We start from the raw sequence: 11337 nt of genomic DNA, 5'->3' as shown, positions 1-11337 counted from the left end.
TGCCGTCGAACACACCCCATCAGCACAAGGCCGACAAAGCCATCCTCACAGTCAGGCCTGGGCGCCGAGGCCCCGCAGCACGAAATCCTCGAGCGCGGACGCCGAGAACCGGCGCGCGGTCGAGCCCACCAGCAGGGAGTTGACCACCCGCACGGTCGCGTCGATGTCGAGGTCAGCGGCGAAGTCGCCGCTGACCACGCCGTCCCGCACGATCGTGCGCAGAACGTCCTCGATCAGCAGGACATGCTCGCGCATGCGCGCGGCGGCGCTGTCGGTGAGCGAGGCCTTGCCCATCGACTGCGGCATGTGGAACGAGACGTTCAGCTCGAGCTGCGTGCGCACATAGGCGCGCGCGGCCTCCCGCGGTGAGGCGGAGTCGCTCACGCCGGCCCGCAGCTGGGCGATGTAGTCGGAGGTCTCGTGGAGCGCGTACTCGACCAGGAGGGTCTCGCGGTCCGGGAAGTGGTTGTACATCGCGGTGCGGCCGACGTCCGCCGCCGTGGCGATCTTCGAGAACGTGACGGACTCGAAGTCCTGGGTCTCCAGCAGCTCCGCGAGCGCGGCGAAGATCTTGTCGCGCGTGCGTTCGCGGTGCTCCTCGAGGGAGGCTCCGATGATCTTGGGCATGACGCATTCTTACACTTCGACAGAAGCCTGTGCGTACCGGCCGGAGGGGGAGGGCGTTCCTCCCGGAGGTGCATCGCCCCGAAACGCCTCGGGAGGCGAGGCGGCGACCGGCGGATGGACGCGGGCAGGCACGGATCGACGCGGACAGGCACGGCTCGGCAGGGGGTCGGAAGCGTGGACCGCGGTCGACGCAGAGGTCCGTGACGGACAGGGATGACCGCGATCGACGGAAAGGACCGCCGGCCGATGGCCGACGGTCCTGATCGAGCGGGTGACGGGAATCGAACCCGCGCTATCAGCTTGGGAAGCTGAAGTTCTACCATTGAACTACACCCGCGAAATGCCTCCCGACCAGTGCACCGTCCCGGAGGATCGGCCATCGTCGAGCGAACGCAGATCAGCATACCTGAGGTGGCGGTGCTCCGCGAACCGGGTCCGGAGGGCGGGGCGAGGTGCGGGGTCGGACGGGCTGGAGGGGCGCTGGGGCCGCAGCGGGAGCGGGAGCGGCGGTGGGAAGCAGCGCCGCCCCCGGTGGCGGGCGGATAGGCTGTGCGATGTGCTGCTGAGCGACCATGACATCCGAGGCCAGATCGAGGCCGGGCGAGTGCGCCTGGATCCTTTCGATGACGAGATGATCCAGCCTGCGTCGGTGGATGTGAGGATCGATCGGTATTTCCGACTCTTCGACAACCACAAGCACGCGATGATCGACCCGGCGATGGAGCAGGCGGATCTGACCCGCGAGGTCGCCGTCGACCCGGAGGAGCCGTACATGCTCCACCCGGGGGAGTTCGTGCTCGCGTCGACCTACGAGCAGATCACCCTGCCGGACGACGTCGCCGCGCGGCTGGAGGGCAAGAGCTCCCTGGGCCGCCTCGGCCTGCTCACCCACTCCACCGCCGGGTTCATCGACCCCGGCTTCCAGGGCCACATCACGCTCGAGCTGTCGAACATGGCGACCCTCCCGGTCGCGCTGTGGCCCGGGATGAAGATCGGGCAGCTGTGCTTCTTCCAGCTCTCCAGCGCCTCGGACCGTCCCTACGGCAGCGCGGGCAACCTCAACCGCTACCTCGGTCAGCGCGGCCCCACGCCCTCGCGCTCCGCGCAGAACTTCCATCGCACCGTGATCCCCGTCCAGGAGGACTGATGAGAGACATCGCGGAGGACGCCGACAGGAACGGCACCGGCACGACCGACTCGGCCAGCGCCAGCGCCAGCGCCGGCGCGGACGGCGTCGACGCCGTGGAGGGCCACGACGTCGACGAGACCTCGGCCGGTTCCGGCGCGGAGGGAGCTCGGACCGAGCATCGGCTCCAGCTGCCCCGGGGCACCGCCGCGGCGGACGTGCTCGCCATGGTGCGCAATGTGCGCCCGCAGGCCGTGCTGGGGGAGGACGGGACGATCGAGATCGGTGACGACACCCGTCTGGTGCCCGATCCGTCGCCCCGCGGCGCCGGTCGCTGGACCATCGAGACCCCGCGGGTGCGCGAGGATCCCCTCCCTGAGGGTCTCGGGGACTCCCATGGGTACGGGAAGGCCTTCCCGGAGGGACTCCCGTTCGCGGCGGAACGGCGCGCCCTGGATCTGGTCTGGTCGCTGAGCCGTCGCCTCTACGGGGCCGTGGTCACCGACGGCGGGGCCCGCCTCGAGCCGCACCCGTTCCATGTCCGCGACCTGATCGTCGTCAGCCCTCATGCGCTGGCCCCGGAGGCCTTCGCCCAGCTGATCGCACCGCTCGAGCCCGAAGCCGAGCTGGACCGGGTGCCATCGGAGGTCGTGCGGACCGGCTACAGCGTCACCATCCCGCTGACCACGCCGGGCTCGTCGGTCGAGGGCGACGCGATCCATGTCCGGGTGGGGCGCAGCACGAGGCATCCCGCGCTCAGCGCGCTCGGCTGGACGGACTCCGCCGTCGACTACGAGCTCGTGCACCTCCCGGCTGATGAGGCGGAGCTCGACCTCGAGAGTCCGGATGCGGAGACCGCCGCGCGCTGGTCGCACGCCTACCGTCGCATCGGACTGATCGCAGGGCTGCTCACCGAGACCGTCGGCGGGTATGTCGTGGATCTCGAGGGCTTCCTCGTGGATCCCGCCGATCTCGCCTGATCCTGCTGATCGCGCCTGATCCTGCTGATAGCGCGTGATACTGCTGATCGCGCGTGATCCTGCCGCTCCCGCCCGATCCGGCGTCAGCCGGCGTCTGCGGCCCTCGTGACCTTTGCGGGCGCGGCACCGGCCGCGCCGAGCTTGATCGGCAGGAACGCCAGCAGACCCAGCGCGATCACGATGACGATGCCGAGGATCCCGGTGCGGGTGTCCTGGGAGATCGCCACCGTCACGGCGAAGGCCGCCGTGCCCAGGAAGCCGAGCGCTCTGCCCGTGGTGGCGTAGAGGCCGAAGTTCTCGGTCTCGCGGCCGGGCTCCGAGAGGCGCGTGAGCAGGTTCCTGGAGGCGGACTGCACGGGGCCGACGAAGAGGCAGATCGCGAGCCCGGCGATCCAGAACACGAGAGCCGATCCGAACGCGAGGACGACGAGCCCCAGCACGATGATCCCGAGACAGCCGACGATGATCAGCCACCGGGTGCCCATGCGGTCGTCGGCCCGCCCTCCGAGGAAGACGCCGATCCCGGCGACGAGGTTCGCGGCGATCCCGAAGATGATGATCTCGACGGTGGAGAAGCCGTAGGCGTTCGCGGCGAGCACTCCCGCGATGGAGAACACCGCTCCGAGGCCGTCGCGGTAGATCGCCGACGCGACGAGGTACTGGAGCATGACCGGCTCTTCGCGGAAGGCCCTGATCACGCGGCGCACGATGCTGGCGTACCCCTGCAGCGGGGTCCACCGCTGCGCGGGGGCCGTCGCGGGATGCTTGGGCGCCCAGATCATCAGCGGGAGGGTGCCCAGCAGGATCCACAGCGCCACGAACAGGGGGATCGCCCGGAAGTTCCAACCATCGTCCCCCGTGATCCCGAGCAGCCCGGTGCCGGGCATCACGAACAGCACCAGCACCGCGCCCAGGCACACGATCGAGCCCCAGTAGCCGACCGCCCAGGCCGTGCCGGAGATCCGGCCGCGGTTCTCCGGGGTCGAGACCTCGGGCAGCACCGAGTTCACGAACACTCCGGCCAGCTCGCTGAACACGACGGCGAGGGCGATCAGGGCGGCTCCCAGCACGAGATCGTCCGCGTCGAGCGCGACCAGGGGCATCAGGGCGACCACCAGCACGGTGGCCAGGGTCGTCACGCGCAGCAGGGTGTTGCGGACCCCGCCGCGGTCGGCGAGGTTGCCCAGCAGGGGGGCGAGCAGGGCGATCGCGACGGCGCCGATCGACTGCCAGGTGGTCAGCACCTGGGAGCCGTGGTCCTGTGCGGCCTTGATCGCCTCCTCTCCGACGGCGCCCTCGGAGGCGACGGCGCTCGCGACATAGGTGGCGAAGACGAAGGTGAGGATCACGGAGCTGAAGGCGCTCATGCCCCCGTCCCACAGGGCGAACGAGACGACGGGGCGACGACGGGATCTCGGTGCGGGGTCCGGGACGATGCGGTCTCCCGGTTCCGGGGTGGTGGCCATGGGCTCACTGTACGGAGCGCGGAGCCCAGGTCGGCACGTGAAGTGGGAGAAGGGCCTCAGAAAAGCACAGCCGCTCTCCCGTAGAATGGTCGAGGCCCCTTCCCCTGCTGTCGATGGACGGAGACTGCGTGTACACGATGCTCCTCGCCCATCTGGTGGCCGCGCTCGCAGGGCCGGTCCTGGTGCGGCTGATGGGGCGCAACGCCTTCTTCGTCCTGGCGGCGGTCCCCGCGGCCTCCACAGTCTGGCTCGCGACGCTGGACCCCGTCGACCTCGCGCAGAATCCCCTCGACGTGTCGGTCCCCTGGATCCCCGCCTTCGGCATCGAGATCGCGTTCCGTCTGGACCCGCTGAGCTGGGTGATGGCGATGATCGCCACCGGCATCGGGGCGATCGTGCTGATGTACTGCGCGCGCTACTTCCAGGACACCGAGCCCGGCCTGGGTCGCTTCGCCGGTGTGCTGACAGCTTTCGCCGGCGCGATGATCGGCCTGGTGCTCTCCGACGACGTGATGGTGCTCTACACCTTCTGGGAGCTCACCACCGTCTTCTCGTACCTGCTGATCGGGCACTACCAGGACCGCCAGGCCTCGCGCCGTGCCGCGATGAACGCCCTGATCTCCACCACCGCCGGGGGACTGGCGATGCTCGTAGGGCTCCTGATGATCGGCGCGGAGGCCGGGTCGCTGCGGCTGTCGCAGATCCTGGTCTCCCCGATGTGGGCCGACGCCGGCCCCTACCTCGTGATCGCCGTGCTGCTGATCCTGGCCGGGGCGACGACGAAGTCCGCTCTCGTGCCGACGCACTTCTGGCTGCCCGGGGCGATGGCGGCGCCCACCCCCGTCTCCGCCTACCTCCACGCGGCGGCGATGGTGAAGGGCGGCGTGTACCTGATCCTGCGGTTCGGCCCGGCGCTCACCCACCTCGAGGCGATCAGCATCGTCATCGCCGTGGTCGGCGCGGCGACGATGCTGCTGGGCGGATGGCGCGCGCTGCGGCAGACGGACATCAAGCTCCTGCTGGCCTACGGGACGGTCTCCCAGCTGGGCTTCCTCTCCGCGGTGGCCGGGCTCGCCACCCATGACGCCCTGCTGGCGGGGCTGGCCATGCTGATCGCCCACGCCGTGTTCAAGGCGCCGCTGTTCATGGTCGTGGGCATCATCGACAAGAAGTTCGGCACCCGTGACCTGCGGGTGCTGTCGGGGGTGTGGAAGGTCGCGCCGGTCGTCGCGCTGATCGGCACCATCTCGGCCGCGTCGATGGCCGCCGTGCCGCCGCTGTTCGGCTTCGTCGCGAAGGAGGCGCTGTTCACGGCGCTCTGGGAGGGCGCGCCCTGGCACCGTCTCCTGCTGGCCGCGCTCGTCGCGGGGTCGATCCTCACCGTCGCCTACTCCTGGCGCTTCGTCCACGGTGCCTTCGGAGCCGCTCCGGGCGCGCCCGCGGTCGATGCGCCGCGGATCCCGGTGCTGTTCTGGCTGCCGCCGGCAGTGGTGGCCGTGTTCTCCGTGGCCTTCCCTCTGCTCCTCGGCCCGCTCGAGAAGGTTCTGCGGGGCTTCTCGGCGCAGCTGCCCGAGACCGGCCAGGGCATCCATCTCGTCGTGATCCCGCACCTGGGCGTGCCCCTGCTGGCCTCCGTCGTCGCGCTCGGCCTCGGTGTCGTGCTGTGCCTGCTCGCGAGGCCGTTCGCGGTGCTCCAGAAGCAGGTCTCCCCGCAGACGTGGGCCGGCGAGGAGGTCCTGGACCGGATCGATGCGGAGCGCGGCTTCCGCCGCCTGATGCGCAGTATCGACGCCGCCTCCGTCGCCGTGACCCCGTTGTTCCAGCGCGGTTCCCTGCCGTACACCCTGGGCACGATGCTGCTGGTGCTGATCGCCCTCGTGGCCCCGATCGCCATCTCGCAGTCCCCGCTGCCGGACAACCTGGTGCTCTTCCACCATCCGGTCGAGCTCATCATGCTCCCGGTCGCCGCCCTCGCGGCGCTCGGCGCCGCCCGGTCCCGGCGCCGTCTGCGCGCGGTCTTCCTCATCTCGGTCACCGGCTATGCGGTCGCGGTGCTGTTCCTCGTCGCCGGCGCCCCGGACGTCGCGACCACCCAGGTCCTCGTCGAGACCGCGATGACCGTGGTGCTGGTCCTCGTGCTGCGCCGCCTGCCCACGCACTTCTCCCGCCGGCCGCTGCGGATCGGTGCCTGGGGCCGCTGGGCGATCGCGATCAGCACGGCCGTGGTCCTGTGCGGCGCGGCGCTGTATGCGGCCGACGCCCGCTACCTCGACCCGCTCGGCCCGGGGCTCATCGAGACCGCCTACACGATCGGCGGCGGCCACAACGTCGTCAACGTCGCCCTGGTCGACGCCCGCGTGTGGGACACGATGGGCGAGATCTCGGTGCTGCTGGTGGTCGCCACGGGCGTGGCCTCGCTGATCTTCGTGACCCGCCGCGAGCAGTCGATCTCCCGGGTGCGCGACCTGGACCTGCGCACCTCGATCTGGCGCCGCCGCTCCGACTCCGCCCTGCCGCAGAACGCCCTCGACTTCGATGCGCGGCCCGACGATGTCGCCGGTGGCAACCGCTGGCGCACCTGGCTCTCGGCCGGGCTGACCCTCGCCCCCGAGCGGCGGATGGTGATCCTCGAGGTCACCACGCGGATCGCGTTCCCGCTGATGATGATGTTCTCGCTGTACCTGCTGATGGCCGGGCACAACCTCCCCGGCGGCGGCTTCGCAGGCGGCCTGGTCGCGGGCCTCGCCCTCGCCCTGCGCTATCTCGCCGGCGGGCGCTACGAGCTCTCCGAGGCGGCCCCCGTGCAGGCCGGCTTCGTGCTCGGCTCCGGGATGGCGATCGCCGTCGCCGCGGGCGTGCTGCCGCTGCTCTTCGGCGGGACGGTGTTCGCCACCGCCACGCCGATCGTGCACGTGCCGCTGCTGGGAGAGCTCCACTTCCCCAGCGCGCTGCTGTTCGACACGGGCGTCTATCTCGTCGTCGTCGGCGTCCTCCTCGACTTCCTGCGGACCCTCGGATCCCAGATCGACCAGCAGCAGGAGATGGAGACCGATGTCCGTTAGCCTCGCCCTCCTCCTGACCGCCGGGGTGCTCATCGCCTGCGGCGTCTACCTCGTGCTCGAACGCACCCTGACCCGGGTGATCCTCGGCTTCGTGCTGGTCGGCAACGGGGTGAACCTGCTGTTCATCGTCGCCGCCGGGCCCGCCGGGAAGCCTCCTTTCGAGGGCAGCGCGGATCCGGGCGAGATGACGGATCCGCTGCCCTTCGCGATGGTGCTCACGGCGATCGTCATCTCGCTGGGCATCACCGCCTTCGGCATGGCGCTGGCCTATCGTGCCTGGCAGCTGTTCGGGCACGACGAGGTCCCCGACGACGTCGAGGACCGGCGCGTGCTGCGTCGTCGGCGCCGCCGCTCGGAGGATGCCGAGAAGCTGCCCTGGTCGCAGGCCCTCTCGGAGGAGTCGCGACGTGGTGCGCTCATGCACTCCCAGGGCTTCGCGCCCGCCGACGACGACCAGCTCGGCTCCGACCTCACGAGCGCCGAGGACGTCCCGCAGGACGCCACCGAGGCCGACGAGGGCCAGGAGCCTCCGCCGCGGCCGGCGTTCCGGCGGCGCGCACGCGATCAGGGCCCGAACCGGGGGAGCGACCGGGAACGGGTCGATGACCGTGGTGCGAGCCGGGCGCCCGGAGCGGGCCCGGCCACCGATGCGGATCCTGACCTCGATCCCGACTCAGAGCACACCGACGAACGGGGGGACGCATGAGCATCGAGCTCCTCCTCGCCCTGCCGGTGATGCTCCCGTTGGGCGGCGCCGCGGTGACCCTGCTGCTGCGCCACCACGCACGCGTGCAGCTGTGGCTGACGATCCTCACGCTCGTCGCGATCCTCACCGTCGCGCTGGCGATGGGCTATTACGTCACCCAGGAGGGCGTGCTCGTCCTCCAGATCGGCAACTGGACGCCGCAGCTGGGCATCGTGCTGGTCGCCGACCGGCTCACCGCCCTGATGCTCGTGGTCTCCAGCTTCGTCACCCTCGCCGTGCTGGTGTACTCCAGCGCGCAGGCGGTGAGCGAGCAGTCCGGGCGCACTCCGCTGGCGATCTACCACCCCACCTATCTGGCGCTGGTGGCCGGGGTGTCCATGGCCTTCCTCGCCGGGGACCTGTTCAACCTCTACGTCGGTTTCGAGGTGCTGCTCGCGGCGAGCTATGTGCTGCTCACCCTCGGCGGCTCCGCCAGCCGGATCCGTGCCGCGACGATGTACGTGATCGTCTCGCTGCTCAGCTCGATCATCTTCCTGTCGGCCATCGCCGCCGTCTACGCGGCCACCGGCACCGTGAACCTCGCCGAGCTGGCGGTGCGCCTGGACGGGCTCGAGCCGGGCACGCGGATGATGCTCGAGCTGATGCTGCTGGTCGCCTTCGCGATCAAGGCCGCGATCTTCCCGCTGAGCGCCTGGCTGCCGGATTCCTACCCGACCGCCCCGGCTCCGGTGACCGCCGTGTTCGCGGGCCTGCTGACGAAGGTGGGCATCTACGCGATCCTCCGCTTGGAGACGCTGCTGTTCCCGGCCTCGCAGATCCAGAACCTGCTGTTGGCGGCGGCGGGACTGAGTCTGTTCATCGGCATCCTCGGCGCCGTCGCGCAGACGGACCTCAAGCGCGTGCTGTCCTTCACCCTGGTCTCGCACATGGGCTACATGCTGTTCGGCATCGGCATGAGCACCCAGCTGGGGATGGGCGCGACCATCTACTACGTCGCCCACCACATCACCGTGCAGTCGACGCTGTTCCTCGGCGCGGGTCTGATCGAGACCCGCGGCGGGACCACGAACCTCATCAAGCTCGGCGGTCTCGCGAAGCTCGCCCCCCTCATCGCGATCCTCTTCTTCATCCCCGCCATGAACCTCGCCGGCATCCCGCCGTTCTCGGGCTTCATCGGCAAGGTGGGCCTGATCGAGGCCGGCATCCAGTACAACCTGGCCTCGGGCTGGATCCTCATCGCCATCAGCGTGCTGACCAGCCTGCTGACGCTCTACGCGATCGCGAAGATCTGGAACCGTGCCTTCTGGCAGGAGCCCAGCGAGGAGATCGTGCAGCGCGACGTCCGGATCCCGAAGGTGATGACGGGCGCGACCGCCGCGATGATCGGCTTCTCGCTGCTGCTGACCGTGCTCGCGGGACCGATCATGACCTACTCGAACGAGGCGGCCGCCTCGGTGCTGGAGCGGGTCCCCTACGTCAGCTCGGTGCTCGGGGACGATGCCGCGGACGCCCTGGTGTACAAGATCAGCGAGGACGGGCAGAGGGTGGAGGACCGATGAAGCGCCGATTCGCCGAACTGACCCGCTCCTGGATCTGGATCCTGGTGTCGGTCGCTCTGTGGTGCCTGCTGTGGGGCGGGCTGGATCTGAAGAACCTGCTGGGCGGACTCGCGGCGGCGCTGCTCGTCTTCGTGCTGTTCCCGATGCCGCCGCTGGGCCATGAGCTCACGATCCGCCCGGTGCGCTTCGTCCTCTTCCTGGTGCGCTTCCTGTACGACCTGTGCGAGTCCGCGATCGAGGTGGGCTGGTACTCGATCCGCCCCGCCCCGCAGCCGCCCAGCTCCGTGATCGCCGTGACCATGGCCTCGCGCTCCGATTTCTTCCTCAGCTGCACCGGTGTGCTGTGCACGCTGATCCCCGGCTCCGTGGTGGTCGAGGCCCAGCGCGCCACCGGCATGCTGTTCCTGCACACCATCGGCACGGGCACCCCCGAGGAGGCCGAGAAGGCGCGACGCACCGTCCGCGAGCAGGAGGAGCGCCTGCTGTGGGCGTTCGGTCGCCGCGAGGTGCTCGAGGAGGCTGGTCTGCGATGAGCGCCTTCGACATCATCCTCGTCATCTACGGCGTGGTCCTCGCGCTGACGGCGCTGACCGTCGTCTATCGCATGGTCGTGGGTCCCACGATCCTGGACCGCGCAGTCTCCACGGACTCGTTGGTGGTGCTGGTCGTGATCGCGATGGCCCTCTACACGGCGTCCGCGAAGGCCTCCTGGGCGGGGCCCGCGATGCTCGCGCTCACCGGGCTCGCCTTCATCGGCACCGTCACCTTCGCGCGCTTCGTGGGCCGTGAGGAGCCGCGCACGCCGCAGCTGCGACGACACCGTCAGGAGTCCAGCACCAGCACGGGCCCCCTGGATGCCATCCATGTCGATCACCGCGGCGAGGAGCACGCTCCTGCTCACACAGAACCGGTCGCGGTGATCGGTGCTGAGCAGGCGATCTCCGAGGGTGCCGGGAGCTCGGAGGGGATTGTCGGGGTCGACGGGGCCGACGGCGCCGGGCACTCCGACCACTTCGAGCGTGGGTTCGGGGCCGAGGCGGGCTCCCGCGGTTTCGAGGTCGAGGCGCACGACGACGAGGTGACCGATGCTCCAGGCTCGTCGGACTCGACCAGCTCGACCAGCTCGACCAGCTCGACCAGCTCGTCGGACTCGACGGGCACGACGGAGGAGACGCGATGACCGCCATCGAGATCATCGCCGCCGTGCTGATCGGCGCCGGGATGCTGCTGGCCGTGCTGGCAGCCGTGGGTCTGAACCGCTTCGACGGCGTGCTGATGCGCATCCACGCCGCGTCCAAGCCGCAGGTGCTGGGCCTGATCTTCGTCTTCGCCGGGGTGAGCCTCGTGGTCGGCTCCTGGGCGCTGGCGGGGCTGCTGCTCGTGGTGCTCCTCGCCCAGATGATCACGATCCCGGTGGCGAGCGTGATGGTCGGCCGTGCCGCCTTCCGTCGCGGCTTCGTGCGCGGGGGCGACTATGCGATCGACGAGCTGAGCGACCGCCTCGCCACCCCGACGGACGATGACGACGACGAGGACGGCTTCATCGATGACGAGGGCGATGACCATGAGGGCATGGCCTCCGACCGCGAAGACCAGTTCCCCGAGAACATCGTGGCGACGACCGACGGCGCGATCACCGATCGCAACTGGGAGAAGCCGGAGACCGGCGCCGAGGACATCGACGACGACGACGTCATCGACGTCGACCTCGAGGACGAGACCGAGCGGGAGGCCGAGGAGGTCGCCGAGCGCGACCCCCGGCACTGACCGCCTCCCGGGCACGGCACACACCCAGGCAGGGTGGACCTGCC

The 11337-nt window shown here is 70.1% G+C and carries 10 protein-coding genes and 1 tRNA gene; 8 read left to right on the top strand and 3 right to left on the bottom strand.

The window, feature by feature from the left end; genetic code table 11:
* Window positions 1-51: 51 nt before the first annotated feature.
* Together INT49_RS16845 and INT49_RS16840 are read right to left on the bottom strand one after the other, a co-directional pair.
* Window positions 52-627 carry a TetR/AcrR family transcriptional regulator gene (locus INT49_RS16845; protein ID WP_193118902.1) on the bottom strand — a complete coding sequence of 192 codons (576 nt, stop codon included), beginning with the start codon at window positions 625-627 and terminating at the stop codon, window positions 52-54.
* A gap of 266 nt (window positions 628-893) precedes the next feature.
* Window positions 894-964, bottom strand: a tRNA-Gly gene (locus INT49_RS16840).
* Window positions 965-1183: 219 nt separating this feature from the next.
* Between INT49_RS16840 and dcd the strand changes: the two genes are divergently transcribed.
* Together dcd and INT49_RS16830 are read left to right on the top strand one after the other, a co-directional pair.
* Entirely contained in the window at window positions 1184-1774 is a 591-nt protein-coding gene (gene dcd / locus INT49_RS16835; protein ID WP_193118901.1) for a dCTP deaminase, read from the top strand.
* Window positions 1774-2733 (top strand): hypothetical protein, encoded by a 960-nt coding sequence (locus INT49_RS16830; RefSeq protein WP_226850789.1) that lies wholly within the window; start codon window positions 1774-1776, stop codon window positions 2731-2733. Before dcd ends, INT49_RS16830 begins: the two co-directional genes overlap by 1 nt.
* Window positions 2734-2816: 83 nt before the next feature.
* On the opposite strand, the gene INT49_RS16825 is transcribed toward INT49_RS16830, so the two are convergent.
* The gene (locus INT49_RS16825; RefSeq protein ID WP_193118900.1) at window positions 2817-4199 is read right to left on the bottom strand and encodes an MFS transporter; all 1383 of its coding nucleotides are present in this window, start codon (window positions 4197-4199) and stop codon (window positions 2817-2819) included.
* 137 nt (window positions 4200-4336) lie between these two features.
* Here INT49_RS16825 and INT49_RS16820 point away from each other — a divergent pair, with 137 nt between their 5' ends.
* The 6 genes from INT49_RS16820 to INT49_RS16795 are packed head-to-tail and all read left to right on the top strand — an operon-like array spanning window position 4337 to window position 11293.
* Window positions 4337-7261 (top strand): Na+/H+ antiporter subunit A, encoded by a 2925-nt coding sequence (locus INT49_RS16820; RefSeq protein ID WP_226850801.1) that lies wholly within the window; start codon window positions 4337-4339, stop codon window positions 7259-7261.
* Window positions 7251-7967 carry a Na(+)/H(+) antiporter subunit C gene (locus tag INT49_RS16815; protein WP_193118898.1) on the top strand — a complete coding sequence of 239 codons (717 nt, stop codon included), beginning with the start codon at window positions 7251-7253 and terminating at the stop codon, window positions 7965-7967. The genes INT49_RS16820 and INT49_RS16815 overlap by 11 nt, the downstream gene beginning before the upstream one ends.
* A complete protein-coding gene (locus INT49_RS16810) occupies window positions 7964-9526 on the top strand; it encodes a Na+/H+ antiporter subunit D (RefSeq protein WP_193118897.1) in 1563 nt (520 codons plus the stop codon). Before INT49_RS16815 ends, INT49_RS16810 begins: the two co-directional genes overlap by 4 nt.
* On the top strand, window positions 9523-10059 hold the full coding sequence (locus INT49_RS16805; protein WP_193118896.1) for a Na+/H+ antiporter subunit E: 537 nt from the start codon (window positions 9523-9525) through the stop codon (window positions 10057-10059). Before INT49_RS16810 ends, INT49_RS16805 begins: the two co-directional genes overlap by 4 nt.
* Complete coding sequence (locus tag INT49_RS16800) at window positions 10056-10706, top strand: monovalent cation/H+ antiporter complex subunit F (protein ID WP_193118895.1); 651 nt, start codon at window positions 10056-10058, stop codon at window positions 10704-10706. Before INT49_RS16805 ends, INT49_RS16800 begins: the two co-directional genes overlap by 4 nt.
* Window positions 10703-11293: a cation:proton antiporter gene (locus INT49_RS16795; protein WP_193118894.1), complete on the top strand. Its 591-nt coding sequence runs from the start codon at window positions 10703-10705 to the stop codon at window positions 11291-11293. Before INT49_RS16800 ends, INT49_RS16795 begins: the two co-directional genes overlap by 4 nt.
* The last annotated feature ends 44 nt before the right edge of the window (window positions 11294-11337 follow it).

It is taken from the genome of Brachybacterium tyrofermentans, assembly GCF_014897585.1.
GTDB classification, from domain to species: domain Bacteria; phylum Actinomycetota; class Actinomycetes; order Actinomycetales; family Dermabacteraceae; genus Brachybacterium; species Brachybacterium tyrofermentans.
The sequence above is the reverse complement of the archived record's forward strand: the minus strand, read 5'-3'. Positions and strand labels throughout refer to the sequence as shown.

What these genes read in the sequence shown, in the direction of transcription:
- INT49_RS16810 (WP_193118897.1), top strand. Translation starts at nt 7,964, where the DNA reads ATGAGCATCGAGCTCCTCCTCGCCCTGCCGGTGATGCTCCCGTTGGGC.
- INT49_RS16815 (WP_193118898.1), top strand. Translation starts at nt 7,251, where the DNA reads ATGTCCGTTAGCCTCGCCCTCCTCCTGACCGCCGGGGTGCTCATCGCC.
- INT49_RS16825 (WP_193118900.1), bottom strand. Translation starts at nt 4,199, where the DNA reads ATGGCCACCACCCCGGAACCGGGAGACCGCATCGTCCCGGACCCCGCA.
- INT49_RS16805 (WP_193118896.1), top strand. Translation starts at nt 9,523, where the DNA reads ATGAAGCGCCGATTCGCCGAACTGACCCGCTCCTGGATCTGGATCCTG.
- INT49_RS16795 (WP_193118894.1), top strand. Translation starts at nt 10,703, where the DNA reads ATGACCGCCATCGAGATCATCGCCGCCGTGCTGATCGGCGCCGGGATG.
- INT49_RS16820 (WP_226850801.1), top strand. Translation starts at nt 4,337, where the DNA reads ATGCTCCTCGCCCATCTGGTGGCCGCGCTCGCAGGGCCGGTCCTGGTG.
- INT49_RS16830 (WP_226850789.1), top strand. Translation starts at nt 1,774, where the DNA reads ATGAGAGACATCGCGGAGGACGCCGACAGGAACGGCACCGGCACGACC.
- INT49_RS16845 (WP_193118902.1), bottom strand. Translation starts at nt 627, where the DNA reads ATGCCCAAGATCATCGGAGCCTCCCTCGAGGAGCACCGCGAACGCACG.
- INT49_RS16800 (WP_193118895.1), top strand. Translation starts at nt 10,056, where the DNA reads ATGAGCGCCTTCGACATCATCCTCGTCATCTACGGCGTGGTCCTCGCG.